The 17,253-nt window shown below is 59.0% G+C and carries 21 protein-coding genes and 2 tRNA genes; 12 read left to right on the forward strand and 11 right to left on the reverse strand.

What is annotated here, in order from left to right:
* Nucleotides 1-15 precede the first annotated feature (15 nt).
* Nucleotides 16-1,341, forward strand: a complete 1,326-nt coding sequence (locus C9E91_RS05635; RefSeq protein WP_107107387.1) for a hemolysin family protein — start codon at nucleotides 16-18, stop codon at nucleotides 1,339-1,341.
* A gap of 17 nt (nucleotides 1,342-1,358) precedes the next feature.
* Here the strand turns inward: C9E91_RS05635 and C9E91_RS05640 are convergent, their stop codons facing one another.
* The gene (locus tag C9E91_RS05640; protein ID WP_107107388.1) at nucleotides 1,359-1,691 is read right to left on the reverse strand and encodes a HigA family addiction module antitoxin; all 333 of its coding nucleotides are present in this window, start codon (nucleotides 1,689-1,691) and stop codon (nucleotides 1,359-1,361) included.
* Between the two features lie 71 nt (nucleotides 1,692-1,762).
* Entirely contained in the window at nucleotides 1,763-1,990 is a 228-nt protein-coding gene (locus C9E91_RS05645; protein ID WP_245407432.1) for a type II toxin-antitoxin system RelE/ParE family toxin, read from the reverse strand.
* 181 nt (nucleotides 1,991-2,171) lie between these two features.
* On the opposite strand from C9E91_RS05645, the gene ppdK reads away from it, so the two are divergent.
* Nucleotides 2,172-4,838, forward strand: coding sequence for a pyruvate, phosphate dikinase (ppdK, locus tag C9E91_RS05650; protein ID WP_107107389.1), 2,667 nt, complete (start codon nucleotides 2,172-2,174; stop codon nucleotides 4,836-4,838).
* Nucleotides 4,839-4,865: 27 nt separating this feature from the next.
* Here the strand turns inward: ppdK and C9E91_RS05655 are convergent, their stop codons facing one another.
* Nucleotides 4,866-5,135 (reverse strand): hypothetical protein, encoded by a 270-nt coding sequence (locus C9E91_RS05655; RefSeq protein WP_107107390.1) that lies wholly within the window; start codon nucleotides 5,133-5,135, stop codon nucleotides 4,866-4,868.
* A gap of 123 nt (nucleotides 5,136-5,258) precedes the next feature.
* Complete coding sequence (locus C9E91_RS05660) at nucleotides 5,259-5,684, reverse strand: hypothetical protein (protein WP_107107391.1); 426 nt, start codon at nucleotides 5,682-5,684, stop codon at nucleotides 5,259-5,261.
* Nucleotides 5,685-5,918: 234 nt separating this feature from the next.
* On the opposite strand from C9E91_RS05660, the gene C9E91_RS05665 reads away from it, so the two are divergent.
* Entirely contained in the window at nucleotides 5,919-6,851 is a 933-nt protein-coding gene (locus C9E91_RS05665) for a DUF1499 domain-containing protein (protein ID WP_107107392.1), read from the forward strand.
* A 6-nt stretch (nucleotides 6,852-6,857) separates the two neighbouring features.
* On the opposite strand, the gene C9E91_RS05670 is transcribed toward C9E91_RS05665, so the two are convergent.
* Together C9E91_RS05670 and C9E91_RS05675 are read right to left on the reverse strand one after the other, a co-directional pair.
* Nucleotides 6,858-7,766 carry an MBL fold metallo-hydrolase gene (locus C9E91_RS05670; protein WP_107107393.1) on the reverse strand — a complete coding sequence of 303 codons (909 nt, stop codon included), beginning with the start codon at nucleotides 7,764-7,766 and terminating at the stop codon, nucleotides 6,858-6,860.
* On the reverse strand, nucleotides 7,763-8,062 hold the full coding sequence (locus C9E91_RS05675) for a cupin domain-containing protein (protein WP_107107394.1): 300 nt from the start codon (nucleotides 8,060-8,062) through the stop codon (nucleotides 7,763-7,765). The genes C9E91_RS05670 and C9E91_RS05675 overlap by 4 nt, the downstream gene beginning before the upstream one ends.
* A gap of 158 nt (nucleotides 8,063-8,220) precedes the next feature.
* Here C9E91_RS05675 and C9E91_RS05680 point away from each other — a divergent pair.
* Nucleotides 8,221-8,295: transfer RNA gene (locus tag C9E91_RS05680), tRNA-Gln, on the forward strand.
* 104 nt (nucleotides 8,296-8,399) lie between these two features.
* Here C9E91_RS05680 and C9E91_RS05685 read toward each other — a convergent pair.
* The 3 genes from C9E91_RS05685 to C9E91_RS20145 form a co-directional block, all read right to left on the reverse strand.
* Nucleotides 8,400-8,747, reverse strand: coding sequence for a hypothetical protein (locus tag C9E91_RS05685; RefSeq protein ID WP_107107395.1), 348 nt, complete (start codon nucleotides 8,745-8,747; stop codon nucleotides 8,400-8,402).
* A 6-nt stretch (nucleotides 8,748-8,753) separates the two neighbouring features.
* A complete protein-coding gene (locus tag C9E91_RS05690; protein ID WP_107107396.1) occupies nucleotides 8,754-9,482 on the reverse strand; it encodes a GIY-YIG nuclease family protein in 729 nt (242 codons plus the stop codon).
* Nucleotides 9,483-9,544: 62 nt separating this feature from the next.
* Nucleotides 9,545-9,847, reverse strand: a complete 303-nt coding sequence (locus tag C9E91_RS20145; protein ID WP_107107397.1) for a DUF2293 domain-containing protein — start codon at nucleotides 9,845-9,847, stop codon at nucleotides 9,545-9,547.
* A 193-nt stretch (nucleotides 9,848-10,040) separates the two neighbouring features.
* Between C9E91_RS20145 and ftsZ the strand changes: the two genes are divergently transcribed.
* Nucleotides 10,041-11,063 carry a cell division protein FtsZ gene (gene ftsZ / locus C9E91_RS05700; RefSeq protein WP_107107398.1) on the forward strand — a complete coding sequence of 341 codons (1,023 nt, stop codon included), beginning with the start codon at nucleotides 10,041-10,043 and terminating at the stop codon, nucleotides 11,061-11,063.
* 191 nt (nucleotides 11,064-11,254) lie between these two features.
* Here ftsZ and C9E91_RS05705 read toward each other — a convergent pair whose 3' ends face one another.
* Entirely contained in the window at nucleotides 11,255-11,650 is a 396-nt protein-coding gene (locus tag C9E91_RS05705; RefSeq protein ID WP_107107495.1) for a hypothetical protein, read from the reverse strand.
* A 305-nt stretch (nucleotides 11,651-11,955) separates the two neighbouring features.
* On the opposite strand from C9E91_RS05705, the gene C9E91_RS05710 reads away from it, so the two are divergent.
* The 7 genes from C9E91_RS05710 to C9E91_RS05740 all read left to right on the forward strand — a co-directional run bounded on the left by C9E91_RS05710 (nucleotide 11,956) and on the right by C9E91_RS05740 (nucleotide 16,365).
* A tRNA-Pro gene (locus C9E91_RS05710) sits at nucleotides 11,956-12,032 on the forward strand.
* A 148-nt stretch (nucleotides 12,033-12,180) separates the two neighbouring features.
* Nucleotides 12,181-12,615, forward strand: a complete 435-nt coding sequence (tnpA, locus tag C9E91_RS05715) for an IS200/IS605 family transposase (RefSeq protein WP_107107399.1) — start codon at nucleotides 12,181-12,183, stop codon at nucleotides 12,613-12,615.
* A gap of 815 nt (nucleotides 12,616-13,430) precedes the next feature.
* A complete protein-coding gene (locus tag C9E91_RS05720) occupies nucleotides 13,431-14,228 on the forward strand; it encodes a pentapeptide repeat-containing protein (protein ID WP_245407433.1) in 798 nt (265 codons plus the stop codon).
* 44 nt (nucleotides 14,229-14,272) lie between these two features.
* Complete coding sequence (gene msrC / locus C9E91_RS05725; RefSeq protein WP_107107401.1) at nucleotides 14,273-14,770, forward strand: free L-methionine (R)-S-oxide reductase MsrC; 498 nt, start codon at nucleotides 14,273-14,275, stop codon at nucleotides 14,768-14,770.
* Between the two features lie 188 nt (nucleotides 14,771-14,958).
* Nucleotides 14,959-15,408: a peptide-methionine (R)-S-oxide reductase MsrB gene (gene msrB, locus C9E91_RS05730; protein ID WP_107107402.1), complete on the forward strand. Its 450-nt coding sequence runs from the start codon at nucleotides 14,959-14,961 to the stop codon at nucleotides 15,406-15,408.
* Nucleotides 15,405-15,935, forward strand: a complete 531-nt coding sequence (msrA, locus tag C9E91_RS05735) for a peptide-methionine (S)-S-oxide reductase MsrA (RefSeq protein WP_107107403.1) — start codon at nucleotides 15,405-15,407, stop codon at nucleotides 15,933-15,935. The genes msrB and msrA overlap by 4 nt, the downstream gene beginning before the upstream one ends.
* A gap of 31 nt (nucleotides 15,936-15,966) precedes the next feature.
* A complete protein-coding gene (locus tag C9E91_RS05740) occupies nucleotides 15,967-16,365 on the forward strand; it encodes a DUF6314 family protein (protein WP_146143979.1) in 399 nt (132 codons plus the stop codon).
* Here C9E91_RS05740 and C9E91_RS05745 read toward each other — a convergent pair.
* The gene (locus C9E91_RS05745) at nucleotides 16,362-17,252 is read right to left on the reverse strand and encodes a LysR family transcriptional regulator (protein WP_107107405.1); all 891 of its coding nucleotides are present in this window, start codon (nucleotides 17,250-17,252) and stop codon (nucleotides 16,362-16,364) included. The two genes, C9E91_RS05740 and C9E91_RS05745, sit on opposite strands and share 4 nt — an antisense overlap.
* Nucleotide 17,253 lies beyond the last annotated feature (1 nt).

Below are 17,253 nucleotides of genomic sequence, written 5' to 3' on the forward strand. Positions count from 1 at the left end.
GCCCGGAAGGGAAGCATGTCTGGATTTGATGGCGGTATTTTCGATTTCCTCGGAATATTCGCCGTGTTGTTCCTCGTCGCCGCCAATGGTTTCTTCGTTGCGGCCGAATTTTCGCTTGTCTCCGTTCGGCGCAGCCGCGTGGCCGAACTGGTCTCCGAAGGGCGGACGAACGCAACCGCCTTGCAACGGGCGGTCGACAATCTCGACGCCAACCTCGCGGCCACTCAGCTCGGCATCACCATATCTTCGCTCGCTCTCGGTTGGGTGGGTGAGCCGGCGCTTGCCCATCTGTTGCAGCCGCTTCTCGATTTTCTGCCTGGCACCTGGGCTGCTGCCGGGTCGCACGCCGTCGCCGTCGCGATTTCCTTTGTTATCATCACCGCCCTGCACATCGTTCTTGGCGAACTGGCGCCGAAGAGCCTGGCATTGCAGCGCAGCGAAGGCACCGCGCTCGGCGTCGTGCGGCCGCTTGGCCTGTTCCTATTTCTGCTGCGCCCGGCGATTGTGGTGCTGAATGGTCTCGGTAATCTGGTTCTGCGCCTCTTCGGGCTGCGGCCGGGCGCCGGCGAAGGCTCGCTGCATTCCCCTGCCGAAATTAAAATGCTGGTGGCCGAAAGCCAGGAGGCAGGCCTGTTGGAACAGGCGCAGCAGGAACTGGTCGAACGTGTCTTCAACATCGGCGATCGCGATGTCTCCGATATCATGACGCCGAGGCTGGAGGTCGATTGGATCGACGCTGAAGACACGCCGGAGGAGATGCTGAAGGCCATTCGCGAAAGCCGGTTCGAACAGCTCCTCGTCGGTCGCGGGACGATCGACGAACCGATCGGCATGATCCTGAAGAGGGATCTTCTCGATCAGCTCCTGAACGGCCAATCGCTCGATCCGATAGCGGTCATGCGTCAGCCCCTTATCGTTCACGAAGCGACGGCCGTTTTCAAGGTGCTCGAAAGCTTCAAGCGCGCGCCCGTCCGTCTCGCCATGGTCATCGATGAATATGGCAGCCTGGAGGGTATCGTTACGCAGACGGACCTGTTGGAAGCCATCGCCGGCGACTTGCCGAATATGGAGAACGAGGGGCCGGATATCGTCGAGCGTGCCGACGGCTCATTGCTGATCGAAGGCATGATGCCAGCCTATGACGCCTTCCAGCGGCTCGGCCTGCGGGAGCGCTCCGAAGACAGCAATTTCCATACCTTCGCCGGCTTTGCCCTCTACCAGCTTGGCCATATCCCGGAGGTCGGCGAGAGCTTCATATTCGATGGCTGGCACTTCGAGATCGTCGATCTGGACGGCATGCGGATTGACAAGATTCTGGCAAAGCGGGAGGCGGGGGCTTAGTCGCCTGTATCCGGCCGTTAGGTCGCGGTCGATGGCGGATCGTTTGGTTTGCCTTTGAATGGTGCCACCTTGATTTCTCCCTCCCGCTTGCGGGCTTGAGCAATGTCGTAGCTATTCTGCATCCGCATCAGGGTATCCATAGATACGCCAAACGCCTTCTCGATTCTGAGCGCCATTTCTGGCGATAGGTGGGCTCTTTCGTTGAGAAGCGCGGACAAGGCTGGGCGTGTAACGCCTAGCGCCTTGGCCGCGTCGGTGACGGAAAGCTCAAGAGCTTCAATAATCTCGCTTTTGACGAACCCGCCCGGATGGGCTGGATTTTTCATGCGGATGCCCTGTGCAGCGTTCATTGCCGCCTCCTAGTGATAATCTTCATAATCGAGGTCGATGATCTCAATTTCTATCCGGTCTATCCGAAACGTCAGCCGCCAGTTTTTCGTGACAAGAGGCTCCAGGTGCCTTTGCGGTCGCTGGTGAGCAGATGCGCTTTCCAACTCGGCACCGTCCGCAATTCCTCCTCCTGTTCCATGTCCTGGAGGAACGAAATAATTCGTCGCAGTTTCGGCACGAACGCCGGTTGCAAGCCGGAGGCATCATCCTCATCGATGAACCGGCGCAGCCCCTTATGAATCACGTTTCTGATCTTCATGATTTTAGTTAGTGGGGCGGGTGTCTTGCGTCAGGTGCCGCTTTACGCATCCATTGCGATGGCGTGATTTTCAACGCTGTGATCCGATATTTATTGTGCGACGCAACATTTTGCCGCATTTGTCGATTTTCATTTCCGCCTCAATGAATTAAGTTCAACCTTGGGAGTTGGACGGGGGAAAATGACGAAGTGGGTTTATACATTCGGCGACGGGAAGGCCGAGGGTCGCGCCAAGGATTATGAGCGGCTCGGGGGGAAGGGCGCCAATCTTGCTGAAATGTGCAGCTTAGGCCTGCCGGTTCCCCCTGGCTTGACGATCGTCAGCGAAGCCTGCGCTTTCTACTACAAGAACGGTCGCAACGTTCCGGAAGATCTGAAGCCGCAGGTAATGCAAGGGCTGAAGCAGATGGAGACGATCACCGGGCGCAAGTTTGGCGATACGGCTCGCCCGTTGCTCGTTTCCGTGCGCTCCGGCGGACGCGCCTCCATGCCCGGCATGATGGATACCGTCCTCAATCTCGGCCTCAACGACGACACGGTTCAGGCGCTCGGCCATGATGCCGGCGACGCCCGGTTCGCCTGGGACAGCTATCGCCGCTTCATCCAGATGTATGCTGATGTCGTCATGGGTCTCGACAACGAGATTTTTGAGGAAATCCTGGAGGATGAAAAGGCCCGCCTCGGCCACGAGTTCGATACCGATCTTTCCGCCGTCGAATGGCAGCATGTTGTCTCGCTCTACAAGGCCGTCATCGAAGACGAGTTGGACGAGGCCTTTCCGCAGGAGCCTGAGGTGCAGCTCTGGGGCGCCGTCGGTGCGGTGTTTTCCAGTTGGATGAACCCGCGCGCGGTCACCTATCGGCATTTGCACAATATTCCGGAGGCCTGGGGCACGGCGGTCAATATCCAAGCCATGGTCTTCGGCAATCTCGGCAATTCGTCTGCCACCGGCGTTGCCTTCACCCGCAATCCCTCGACGGGCGAGAAGGAACTCTACGGCGAATTCCTGGTCAATGCGCAAGGCGAGGATGTCGTCGCCGGCATTCGCACCCCGCAGAGCATCACAGAGGCGGCCCGCATCGCCTCCGGCTACGACCGACCGTCGATGGAAAAGCTGATGCCGGAAGCCTTCGGCGAATTCCGCCGCATCTGCGCTGAGCTGGAATCGCATTATCGCGATATGCAGGATCTGGAATTCACCATCGAGCGCGGCAAGCTCTGGATGCTGCAGACCCGCGCCGGCAAGCGCACCACCAAGGCGGCGATGAAGGTCGCTGTCGACATGGTCGACGAAGGTGTGATCACCCAGGAGGAGGCCGTTTCGCGCATCGAACCCTCGACTCTTGACCAGCTCCTTCACCCGACGATCGATCCGCGCGTGCACCGCGAGGTCATCGGCTCCGGCTTGCCCGCCTCGCCGGGGGCAGCGACCGGCGAGGTCGTCTTCACCGCCGAGGAGGCGATCATTGCCGAAGAGGAAGGCCGCAAGGTCATTCTCGTGCGCATCGAGACGAGCCCGGAAGATATTCACGGCATGCATGCCGCGGAAGGGATTCTCACCACGCGCGGCGGCATGACCAGCCATGCGGCGGTGGTTGCCCGCGGCATGGGCATTCCCTGCGTCGTCGGCGCCGGCACCATGCGCATCGACATGCGCAACGAAAAGCTGATCGGCATCGGAGTCACCCTGAAAAAGGGAGACATCGTCACGATCGATGGCTCCACCGGTCAGGTGCTGAAGGGCGAGGTGCCGATGATCCAGCCGGAACTGTCCGGCGATTTCGGCCGTATCATGGCCTGGGCCGATCATTCGCGCCGCATGACGGTGCGCACGAATGCGGATACGCCGGCAGATGCCCGTGCTGCCCGTTCCTTCGGCGCCGAAGGCATCGGCCTTTGCCGCACCGAACATATGTTCTTCGAAGGCGACCGTATCCATGTCATGCGCGAGATGATCCTCGCGGAAGGCGAGGAGGGCCGGCGTGCCGCACTCGCCAAGCTCCTGCCGATGCAGCGCCTCGATTTCACCGGCATGTTCACCATCATGCACGGCTTGCCGGTGACCATCCGTCTGCTGGACCCGCCATTGCACGAGTTCCTGCCAAAGACGGACGAGGAAATCGCCGAAGTGGCCGGCATCATGGGTATGGAGCCGGCCATGCTGCGCCAGCGCGTCGATGCGCTGCATGAATTCAATCCCATGCTCGGTCATCGCGGCTGCCGCCTGGCGATTTCCTATCCCGAAATCGTCGAAATGCAGGCTCGCGCCATCTTCGAGGCGGCGGTCTCCGCGGCAAAGGAGACAGGTGCAGCGGTTGTGCCGGAGATCATGGTGCCACTGGTCGGCCTGCGCTCGGAGCTTGATTACGTCAAGACATGTATCGATGAGGTGGCCCGCGCTGTCATGACGGAAGCCAAGATGAAGATCGATTATCTCGTAGGCACGATGATCGAGCTGCCGCGCGCTGCCCTGCGCGCGCACATCATCGCCGAGGCGGCCGAATTCTTCTCATTCGGCACGAACGACCTGACGCAGACTACCTTCGGCATGTCGCGCGACGATGCCGCCGCCTTCATCCCCACCTATCAGCGCAAGGGGATCATAGAGCATGATCCCTTCATCTCGCTCGATTTCGATGGCGTGGGAGAGCTGATCCGTATCGCTGCGGAGCGCGGGCGCCGCACGCGCAATGATATGAAGCTCGGCATTTGCGGCGAACATGGCGGCGATCCGGCCTCGATCCACTTTTGCGAGGAGATCGGGCTGGATTATGTGTCCTGTTCGCCTTTCCGCGTGCCGATCGCAAGGCTTGCGGCAGCGCAGGCGGCGATCAGAGGCAAGGCATAGCTTTCGTCGCCGGGAGAAGCGAAGCGGTCAATGATACCAACGGCGGTGATAGTATCCCGGCCCGACCACGACGGACGGCCCCCAGAAGAAATCATCATTGCTTTCCATGAAAGCACGCTGATCGGCGCGCCGGCTTAGGTCCTGATTCATCAGGCAGTTGGCGAAATTCTCAGTGCCGCGGCGGAAGCCGTAGCTGCTGCATCTCGCTTCATCCGCCGCGCGAATCTCCTCAGCTGTCTGACAGGCTGACAGCGTCAGAACCATGACAATGAGGGAGAGTGCGGGAAAAATACGCATGACTCGATATCCTCGGCACAAATATGCACGCAGGAATTATAATCTCCCGCAATGAGGTGCGAAAGGTATATTGCCGCCGGTTCATCACGAACCGTTGAACGGCGTGGGGAGGGGCTTGGCCGCTCAAGCGTCGCCGCGCGGCCTTTCCGGCAGGCGCTGCAGCAGATTGACGAAGGCATCGGCGAAGCGGAGCAGGGGCTCGGTTTCCTCATCCGGCTGCAGCAGGCGGATTTCCGCATCGTCCTCGTCGAGCACCGCGAAGATGACGCGCATGGTCTCGCTATCCTCGGGGATCCGCAGAACCGCAAGCCGGCGGCAATCCGATATCAATCCCGTTGCGGGGAGATCGAACAGGAATTCGCCATGGGCAGCCCGGGCGGCATGTCGCACTGCTTCGCAAAAGGCTTCCTCGCCACCGGAAAAACCTTCGAGCGATAGTTCCAGCTCAAGGAGTTCGAGCGGCAGGGTGGGATCGGCGGCATCGGCGACCGTGCCGGCGGCTGCAGGCAACGGCTTGGCGGCGATGTCCGGCGATTGCGTCGTTTCCATCTCCTCAAGTCCTTTCATGGCCTCAGTAAAACCTTAAAAAGCATGGCCCTTTTTCAGAATTTAAGCAAGTACTCACATTTTGCGTCGGCTACCCCTGCAATTGGCTTGCGTTCGCGTGTTAATCATCCCCATCGAGATCTGATTTATTTTCGCCATTTCTTGTTCTAAACATGGGGTCGACCTTCGGGATTGGAGTGCATCCGCCTTCCGATCCGACGTGCCGACGAGTTCTTGATGACCATTCGCTTCGACCGTCCCGTTTCGCATGCCGCCCGTGCCGCGCGCCTGATTGCATCCTTTGCGCTGGTGCTGTGCGGGGTAATTCTGGTCGGCCATCGATTCGGGCCGCTGGAAACGCCCTATTTCGTCCTGCTGATGCTGATTTCCGCTGGCTTTGCCGCGGTGGCGGTGCTGCTCGCCGTCATTGGCTTGACGCAGCTCTGGCGGGTTGCCGCCATAGGTGGCGTTTCGGCCTTCAGGGCGCTGATCTATGCCGCGCTGCCGCTGGTGATCGTCGGCATCGGCGTGGAGCGCTATTGGACACGGCCCGCCATTTATGACGTCTCCACCGATCTCGTTGACGCTCCGGAATGGCTGGCGGCGCCGCAGGCCAAGCAGATCTGGCTGCCGGCAAGGCATTTTGTGACGGCAGAGGACCGCGAGGCGCAATATGCCGCCTATCCGGCCCTGACCGGGCGTCGCTACGAAGGCGCTATCGACCGCGTGCTCGAAGCGGTGCGCAAAGTCGCCAAGGACAACCATATCACCATCGTCAAGGCAGAAGGCGCCGATGTCGTTGATCCGAATGGCTATGAAAAGCCGAAGCGTCGTGCGCCGCGGCAGAATCAGACTCCGACACCGGACGACACTGCCGTCACCGACATGCCCGATGTCGTCCCCGTGCCGACGCCGCGCCCCTTTCGCGATGGCGTGGCGGACCTGATCCGCCAGAATTCCGACGTCGTCCTGCAGGGCGAGATCCGCACCCGCCTTCTTGGCCTGAATTTCGATGTGCTGATCCGCCTGCGTGAAGAGGCGGAGACGACGCTTGTCGATGTCCGCGTCGCCTCCCGCTATGGCCAGGACGATCTCGGCATCAGCGCCAATATAGCCGAAACCTATCTGAAGGCGCTGGATGCCGAACTCCTTGGCATCGCCGGAAGCTGAAGCCGCTCACGCCAGCCGATACGTTCCGAAGAGAGCCGGCGGCCCGTCCGTCTCCACCTGGCCTTTTCCCACCAGATCCTCCAGATGCGCCAGCACCGAGAGCGCGGCTGCGCCATGCAGGCGGGGGTCTGTGTCGCGATAGATGGCTTTCACCATGTCGGGGATCACACGATCGCCGGCCTTGATCCGCTCCAGCACGGCGCGCTCACGCATGCGCCGATGGGTCCTGAGGCCGCGCACGAAGGAGGCGGGTTCCATCACCGGCCCGCCATGGCCGGGAAAGAACCGGCGGTCATCGCGGGCAAGCAGCCGCTCGAGCGACGCCATATAGTCGGCCATGGAGCCATCGGGCGGCGCGACGATCGTCGTTGCCCAGGCCATGACATGATCGGCGGAAAAGACGATGCCGCTGCCTTCCAGCGCAAAACAGGCGTGATTGGCCGTGTGGCCCGGCGTCAGCAATGCAGTTAATTGCCAACCGTCTCCCAAGACGCTTTCGCCGTCGGCAAGCGCGATATCCGGCCGGAAATCCGTATCGGAGCTTTCGGCGAAGGGATTGATCTCTCCCTCGTGCAGCGGCCGCGCCGCGCGGTGTGGCCCTTCGCCGACCGTCAGGGCACCCGTTGCCTCCTTCAGCCGCTTGGCGAGCGGAGAATGGTCGCGGTGGGTGTGGCTGACGAAGATATGCGTCACCTCGCGCCCCTTCAGCGCCGCCATCAGCGCCGCGAAATGCGCCTCATCCTCCGGGCCGGGATCGATGACCGCCACCGACGAACCGCCGACGATATAGCTGTTGGTGCCGTGGAAGGTGAAAGCGCTGGGATTGTTGACCGTCAGCCGTTCGACACCGGGCGCAATGGGCACGGCGCGCCCATAGGCGGGCTCGAAGGCAAGATCGAATTCAGGAACGCTCATCGTTTGTATTCAATTTCAATGAAGGACATCGGTTCGGAGCCGGCATTGACCACATTATGCTCGACGCCGGCATCGCGCCGGTAGGCAGCACCCTTGGCGAGATCGACGCGCCGGCTTTCCGGCCCTTCCTCGATCAGGAACTGGCAATCCGTCATCGGCACCACGACATAGCCGAGACCATGCACATGATGCCCTGTATCGGCGCCCGGCTCGAAATCCCAACGGGTAATGCGCACCATGGCGTCATCGACAAGCACCGAAGGGACGGCCGGAGGGCGGGCGCGAAACTGGCTCATTGGATCTCCTGAGTGGATTTTGGAACAGCAAGCCCTATCATAGCCCTGCCGGAAGCACACAGAAATATGCGCTCACGCATAACTTAATGATTGTGACCGGATGCGACCTTTGCTAATCAGACGCCGATTTGGCGCGAATAGTCGCCATGTCGCACTGTTGGGGCGTAGCCAAGCGGTAAGGCAGCGGTTTTTGGTACCGCCATCCCCTGGTTCGAATCCAGGCGCCCCAGCCATTGCTTATTTTGCCAATAAAATCAGTAGATTATAGCGGTTTAAGAACCCCTAAGTGTGACATCCTTGTGGATGTTCCATATGGGCCTTTAGGCTGCCTTCGGCGTCATGGCTGAAGGTCTTTCCGCATGGCTTGTAGCAAGCCCTTAAACGCCTCTTCCCGTTCGATTCGTGGCCGGTCGTTCGTATCAATGATGTCTTGGGCAAATTTCGACACGTCCGGCGATCCGAATAGATGGCAACGGGTCTGCCAAAGGGCAAACTCTTTCGAATTCTCGTCTGAGTGGCTCACTGCTGCTTTATGAAGTGCGGCGAGTAGCCCAAGGTAGGCTTCACGCTTCTCTTGATAAAGGCGGTCCTTCATCACCGCCCTACGACTATTGAAATTGTCAATAACCGACTTCAATAGCGATCCGAGACCAAGGCCACCGATGAGCGGCAAAACCCATTCCATGATACTTCACCAAATCTTTGACCATCGTTTGAAAGCAGTGACATCGGCTTTCGTTAGCCTGAACCATTCGCCGCGCGTCCGCTTCGCAGCGAATCGTTTGTGCCAGTAGGCTTCAACGCCTGTAGGATCATCGGTGAGGATTGAGTGAATAAGCTCTATTTCCTGAGGAAGCTCGATCTGGATTTGTCGGCCGCGCTTATTGAGCGACGTAGTGTAGCCGATCTTGTAGTCGGTGCCGTGGCGTTGCATATAGACGTAGCCCAGCGAGTTATCTGCTTTTTCGGCGTCGTCATCACGATTGCGCTGGCGAGGAGCATAAGCTCGGGCGTAGACCGAAACCTCATTTTCGCCCTGCCGGTCGGCATACTCGGCGAGCGCAAACGCTAAATCCGACATGTTCCATTTTGCGAGAACCGTCTTTGCATCGGGGCTGTTCGGGCGTTGATGAAGCTCATATTTGAGATCATTACTTGTCGGGAATTTACCGAGGGCCTTCGCGATATCCGCAACTATCCGAAGTATCTCTTCCGCGCGCCAGGCACCCTGAAGTTCATTCGGAGTGAAACCGGCTTCGACAACTGCATCGCTCCAATTGCGCCAAATTTTCCCTTGCCACGCGTGGCGCTTTACGCCGGTAGTCGCTTCAAAGCGGGCAACACCGGGAGGCTTGCCGCCATTAGTGGCGGCAACTTGCCTTATCTTTAAGAGAATGTCTTGTTTGATATGATCGTTCATGCGCGACGACTCTCCTTACACGCGCATTGTGCCTGTTGCGAGACAAAAGAAAAGCCCGCCGATCAAAGCGGTCGAGCCGCAATTAGTGGGTAAGGATGTCGAGCTTCCTCCACAATGCTATCATCGCGTCTATCTTCGGCTGGCCCCCTGCGGCGAGCCTCCTTTCGCCGGATACCTACCATTAGCAGTTGATCATGGTCGGTGAACTCGTGGCGTAGATGGTTCTGCATCGTCAGATCGACTGCTTCTGCAATCGTAGCGCCTGCCAATTCTTCGGGACTGCGCAGATTTTGTATGCGTAGAAAAAGATCGCCACCTCGGGACAACCTCGAAAATGCTCGCGCATGTGGGCCGCGCGATGACATGGCTCTGGTTGGTGACAATATCGACTTCGCAGCTAAGAAATATCATTCATCGTAGCGCCCTTGAGCTTCCGTCTCGCATTCGGCTGCGCAAACTCCATTGCCCCGCCAACGCCTTGTTGCGACTCTACGATGACGCGCGAATCGCTGTTCGAAGCGACAGACGTGCGATCAAGACGAATGAGGGGAGTGGAACATGACGGATGCCAAGAGCGCCATTGCAGGCCTAAGACCACACATTACTGTCATTGGCGTGGGCGGTGGTGGCGGTAACGCGATCAACAATATGATTGCTGAAAATTTGGCGGGTGTAGACTTCATCGCGGCCAACACGGACGCTCAGGTCCTCGCGACATCGAAGGCATCACGCCGCATCCAACTCGGAGCAAATGTAACGGAAGGTCTCGGTGCCGGTTCGCTGCCGGAAGTTGGCCACGCGGCTGCCGAGGAGTCGATCGATGAGATCATGGATCATCTCAGCGGCTCGCACATGTGCTTCGTCACCGCCGGAATGGGCGGCGGAACAGGGACCGGTGCCGCACCGGTCATCGCTCATGCTGCCCGCTCGGCCGGCATCCTGACCGTCGGCGTTGTCACGAAACCGTTTACATTCGAAGGCAATCGCCGCATGAAGACAGCGGAACTCGGCATCGAGGCGCTGCGGCAGGCAGCCGATACGGTCATCGTCATTCCCAATCAAAATCTGTTTCGCATTGCCGATGCAAAGACCACGTTCGCGGATGCCTTCATGACTGCTGATCGCGTGCTTTATTCCGGCGTCGGATGCATCACCGATCTCATCGTCAAGGAAGGCCTGATCAATCTAGATTTCGCCGATGTGAAATCGGTCATGCGTGGCATGGGCCGCGCGATGATGGGCACGGGCGAAGCCACGGGGGACGACCGGGCGATGAGAGCGGCTGAGGCTGCAATCGCGAACCCGTTGCTGAATGACGTTTCGATGCGAGGCGCCAAGGGTGTCTTGGTCTCGATCTCCGGCGGTTCGGATATGACGCTCTTCGAGGTCGACGAAGCCGCGAGCCGCATTCGCGACGAGGTGCAAAGTGACGCGGAAATCGTCATCGGTGCGATCTTCGACCCCAATCTTGACGGCAGGTTCCGGCTCTCCGTCGTGGCGACCGGATTGGAAGGTAGCTCACTCCCTGATCCGATGGGAGTTTTCGCTCTGGATATGGAGCCAAAGCCTACGCTGCAATAGCACGCGTAATTTCGATGCCGAGAGCAGTTCCAGGAAAAGTGCGTGAGCCGCTTTCCATCCGGAATGCGTCAAAACAATGGGATAGAGCGGGAAAGCGATTCCGTGGAACGCTGAACCGCTCGAGTTCACCAAACGAAAACAGGCGACCCTTTCGAGCCGCCTGCGATATTCCGTCCTCGATATTTCGAGGCTCAGCTTGCCTTTTCCGGCGGTGCCAGCAGTTCGGCGCAGTAAGAGGAGCCGTTGGTGCCAGGCTGGTCGCCGAGGATGTGGATCGAGCGGATGACATAGCTCTGGTTGGTGACGATATCGGCCTTGCAGCTAAGATAGAGCTTGCCCTTCTTTGCACCCTTCTTGCCGCCAACGCTGACCGTCTTGTAGCCGCCGCGCCAGGTGTAGACGCGGTTGCCGCCTTCGTCGCGGTCGGAAAGCGGCGGACCAAAGGAGGCGAAGAACCGGCCGGCCGACTGGCCTTCCCAACGGTCCTGAACCGGGTTGCTCGCAATCGTCGGAAGAGCTGTGCTTGTGGTCGTGCAGCCGGCCAGGGCCAGCAACAGCCCCGCCGCGGTAATCATGCGGATATTCATCGTATCGTCCTTGAAGCTTCTGTCTCGCAATCGGCTGCGGAAGCGCCGCTGTCCCACGACCTTTCCGCCTGTCCCGCTAAGGCTTTAGCGCCAAAGCCGGCAAAAGAAAATTCCCATCCGCGTGTACAAAGTGGGATTTTGCTGAATGTGTTGCGTCTTACGCACGTCGGCCGGTTTGCCACCTGTTTTCCTGCCGATTTTCTAAGCAATTGCCTTTGTAATCTTTTCGTCAAAAATCGAATGGTTTTTTTGATTTTGGTGCTTGTGCATCAAAAATGGCTGGTCTATAGAAGCGCCGCTGGTCACGGAGTGTAGCGCAGTCTGGTAGCGCACCACGTTCGGGACGTGGGGGTCGAGTGTTCGAATCACTCCACTCCGACCAGCTTGAAAAGCCCGCATTCGCGGGCTTTTTTCGTTGTGAGCAAGATAAACCTCCACCTTCGGTGGAGGACTGGACGAGTTCTACATAGTAATTGAGAGACCTCCGTGCTTGGACCGCTAGGCTGGCCGAGACATGAAACGGAGGTTTTATGGATGAACGCTCGCAATCACATGCGACGTGGGACTGCAAATATCACGTGGTCTTCGCGAGTAAATACCGCACGAAAAGACTCTACGGGGACGTGCGCCGTGAGTTGGGTGACCTTTTGCATAGGCTTGCTCTGCAAAAGGATTGCCGGATCGAGGAAGGGCACCTGATGCCCGACCATGTGCATATGCTGATATCGATCCCGCCGAAATATTCGGTGTCGCACATTGTCGGCTTCTTGAAGGGCAAGACGGCGCTTTACGTTGCCAACAAATGTGCCCGCAAGCGGCGCTACAAGGGATATCACTTTTGGGCGCGTGGGTACTTCGTGTCCACGACTGGCTACGATGAGCAGGTCGTCAGACGCTATATCCGTAATCAAGAAAAGGCCGACAAAGCTTCCGACTTTGCCGACCTCTTTAATCCTAGCTACTAACCTATAGCAAAACCGCTTCTAGCGGTTCAAGCGCAGCGTTTCAAACCTCCACCTCTGGTGGAGGTCATGACTTTTCGGACGTCAGAGCCGAATTCTTCACCGATTATTTCTTTTAACGTCCGGCTCGTCTGGGCGTGGCGCTATGCGGCCTGATCAGGAGGTAAGAGACTTGGCCAGCCTTGATGCGGTGCTTTTCGGATGAGCTGTCGGTGAGAATAGTTTGTCCGACCGGTTCTGAGGCCGAATGGTTTAGACGTTTAGGTCTAGGCTCTTTAGTTAAAATTCAATTCAACTAATTAAAATAGTTTCGTTGAGATTCAAAAATTTAATGATATTATCTAACCGTTAGGCGACTCTCCGCCTACGTGGCTGCTCCGGTAGCCACTGGGCCGCCCCCTCGTCCCCGAAAGGCGGCCCAATTTTTTGTCACTATTTGAGTTTACCGATGTGAGAATTGCCTGTGTGGCGGCGATAGGAACGCCCCACCACATGCTTGTTGACAAAAGCTAAGTCTGACTTACTATTAGCTTGCTAGATTAGATTGACCTCCAATCTGCGCCCATGGTGGCCTGGTCGTTTCCCTCGACCAGGCCACTTCTCGTTTCGGGCAGCTTTGCTCCCTGGGCGCGGCGCTGTTCCCGAATTTGCCGATTTTGCTTATCCGTGGCTCACGGGTTTTTATCCTCGCAACGAACCGCTGATAACGGCTGCGGCAACAGATATCCTTTTGTGGCAGGGGCGTTTTTCGTGGGCGAAAAACACCTATATACAAAATTGGAGCGGGGTGGTTGACTCGATGCTGAGGAGGCGCCCGCATGAAGAAGCGAGGGACAAGGATGCGGTCTTGGCGGGGACGAAATGCCGGCGGCGCGGCTTTGAATTGGTTTGCAGCGAGGGATAGGGGCGTCGTTGCCGGTCTTTCCGGGCTGGCGCTGGCAGTGACAATCCTGCTCGCATCCGGCGCCCACAATTCTGCACGAGCCGGCGATTGCGGCAGCGTGGCTTCGCCCGGTCTCGATTGGAGCGAATGCAGCAAAAACAATATTATGCTGCAGGGCGCCGACCTGCACGGAGCCAATCTTGTCGGTGCTCATTTCGACAGCACCGACCTTAGCAACGCCAATCTCACACTGGCAAATCTGGAGAAGGCAACGCTGGTGCGCACGTGGTTGAAGAATGCGCGGGCTGAGGCGGCGAATTTCTCGAGAATCGAAGCATACCGCTCCGATTTCACCAATGTCCTGGCCAACGGCGCCAGATTCGCCAGTGCCGAGCTGCAACGGGCGGAATTTAGCGGCGCGCAGCTTACCAACGCGGATTTTCAGAAGGCCGAGCTTGGCCGCGCTGATTTCGACAAGGCGGTGCTGACGGGGAGCAATTTTTCACTCGCCAATCTTTCCCGCGCCGCTCTGAGCGGCGCGACGATCAAGGGTCCGGTCGCCTTTAGCGGCGCCTTCATGTATCTGACGCGTATCGAAGGGCTCGATCTCTCGGCCGCCACCGGCCTGGAGCAACAGCAGATCAATCTTGCCTGCGGCGATCAAGCGACCAAGTTGCCCGCCGGGCTGAAAACGCCGGAAGGCTGGCCCTGTCCGCCCGACGACAAGGACTGAAAACAATCCGGCCGGTAACGACATAACCGAAAGGCAGCAATCCGATGTTTACAGAAAAGACGATCCAGCACGGCAGCAAACCTGAATTCTACCGCGAACTTGCCGGCCAGTTGCAGGCGCTGCTTGACGGTGAGTCCGATCCGATCGCCAACGCCGCCAACACCTCGGCGCTGATCTATCAGATGCTACCGGACCTCAACTGGGCCGGCTTCTATTTCCTGCAGTCGGATGACGAACTCGTGCTCGGGCCGTTCCAGGGCAAGCCGGCCTGCGTGCGCATTGCCGTCGGCCGCGGCGTCTGCGGGACGGCGGTCGAGGAGGAGCGGTCGATCCTTGTCGAAGACGTGCATGCTTTCCCGGGTCATATCGCCTGCGATGCCGCCTCCCGGTCGGAGCTGGTGGTGCCGCTGTTTCGCGAAGGCTATGTCTTCGGCGTCATCGATCTGGACAGCCCGCTCCCCCGCCGCTTCGACGCCGACGACCAGGCCGGCATTGAGGCCTTGGCGGCTATTTTTACCGCTGCCTGCGACTGGGATGAATGATCGCCGCTAGATGGCCGGCGCATCACGCTGCTGTGTGCGATATGGCAAATCCCTTGCTCCATACCTATATTTCCGTCGCAACCACTCCCGCGACGCTCATCGAGCTTGATGTCTGTAACGATATCCAGTGTTCTCTCGTAGTACCTGGCTGAGTTCGAAATATGCGTCTGAGGGTAAGGAGAACAGGAATGCAGAACTACAGCAAGACTTCCGAGGCTATAGCGAAGCTGTCTCCCGAGCAGTACCGCGTGACGCAGCAAAGCGGTACCGAGCGTCCGGGCACGGGCGAATATCTGAACAATAAGCAGCCCGGCATCTATGTCGACATCGTATCGGGCGAGCCGCTGTTTGCCTCGTCCGACAAGTTCGATTCGGGTTGCGGCTGGCCGAGCTTCACCAAGCCGATCGAAGCTGCCTATATCAACGAGCTTACCGACATCTCGCACGGCATGCTGCGCACCGAGGTGCGCTCTATCCATGGCGACAGCCATCTCGGCCATGTCTTCCCGGATGGGCCGGAGGATCGCGGCGGTTTGCGCTATTGCATCAACTCCGCCTCCCTCCGTTTCGTGCATCGTGATCGCATGGAAACCGAGGGTTATGGCGCCTATCTCGACCAAGTGGAGGATATCCGATGACTACGGAACGTGCAGTTCTCGCCGGCGGTTGTTTCTGGGGCATGCAGGACCTCATCCGCCGCTATAACGGCGTCATATCGACGCGCGTCGGCTATACCGGCGGCGACGTCCGCAATGCGACCTATCGCAACCACGGCACCCATGCGGAAGCGATCGAGATCACCTTCGATCCCGAGAAGATCAGCTATCGCGACCTTCTGGAATTCTTCTTCCAGATCCATGATCCGAGCACACGCAACCGCCAGGGTAACGATGTCGGCCTGAGCTATCGATCGGCGATCTTCTATACGAGCGACGAGCAGAAGCGGGTCGCCCTGGACACGATCGCCGATGTCGACGCTTCCGGTCTCTGGCCGGGCAAGGTCGTCACCGAAGTGACGCCGGTAAGCGATTTCTGGGAAGCCGAACCGGAGCACCAGGATTATCTGGAGCGCATCCCGAACGGCTATACCTGCCATTTCGTTCGCCCCGGCTGGAAGCTGCCGGCCCGGCAGTCCGATGCTACTACGCAGCGCGCGGCTTCCTGAATGACGGATGCGTTGGCCGCCGGGGGCGGTCATGGATGAACGGCTGAGACCCTATCTCGGCACGTGGGACGTGAGGCGGAAGGTCATCGACCGCCTCAACGCCTCCCTTATCCTCTTCGAAGGACAGGCATTCGTCACGCCGCACCAGTTCGAGGAGCATGGCGACACGATGATGGACCATGCGACGCTTAGGAGCAGCCGTACCTACCGGCTGGATAGCGAGGCCGGGCATGTCACCGTCAATTTCCCCGACCTCACCGAATTCATTCGCATCGGAAATGGCGCCTCGCAGCGCTTTGTCCATCAATGTGGCCCCGATCTCTATCGCGGCCGTCTCTTCTTTCGCGGGCCGGATGCCTGGGCCGAGATATGGCATGTGCAAGGGCCACGAAAGCACTATGTGAGTCTGGCTCACTATCGCCGCGCCTAACTCGTCAGGGCGGGATGCGAGGCTGAAAATGCCTGCGCTTCCTTCTGCAGCCATTCGCAGAACAGGACCGATTTTCGATTGCGCCGGGCACGCCGCAGCGCCACGTAATGATGTCCGCTGTCGATGAAGCCCAGGGGCGCGGCGAGGCGGCCGAAGCGGATGTCGTCGGTCACATAGGGCCAAGGTGCTACGCAGACGCCAAGGCCGGCACTGGCAGCCTCCAGCATGAAGTAGAAATGCTCATATTCCACGCGCCCTCCGGCCTCGACCGGCGCGCCAGACCGCGACAGCCAGTCACCCCAGGCGCGAAGGCGGGTTCTGGTATGAAGCTGCGGAACGCCAGCGAAATTTTCGGAGGCGGTTCTTTCGAGGGAAGGGGAAAGAACGGGGCCTGTCTGCTCCGGAAACAACGCGATGACCTCCGCGCCCTGCGGCCAGGGTGCCGCCCCGACCCGGATCGCAACATCGAAGCCGTCGCGCGCAAAATCGACAGGACGGGACGATGCCGTCAGGCGGACTTCGATATTGGGATACTCGGCCTGAAATCGATAAAGCCGCGGGATCAGCCAGCGCATGGTAAAGGTGCCGGGGCAGGAGACGTCGAGTGATCCGTCTTCCGTATCGGCTACCGACCGCACCGACATATCGATCTGATCGAAAGCGGAGACCAAGCCCGACAACAGGGTCGAGCCTGCCTCCGTCAACCGTAGTTTGTTCTTCGGCCCCTCGAATAGCGGCACACCCAGCACATCCTCGAGATGCTGGATCTGCCGGCTGACGGCGCTATGCGTCACGTTTAGCTCGTCCGCCGCCAGCGTCATCCGTCCATGCCGGCCGGCGGCTTCGAAGGCACGTAAGGCGTTAAGGGATGGGATGCGGCGGGCCATG

This window comes from Rhizobium sp. SEMIA4064 (assembly GCF_003025035.1).
GTDB classification, from domain to species: domain Bacteria; phylum Pseudomonadota; class Alphaproteobacteria; order Rhizobiales; family Rhizobiaceae; genus Rhizobium; species Rhizobium paranaense.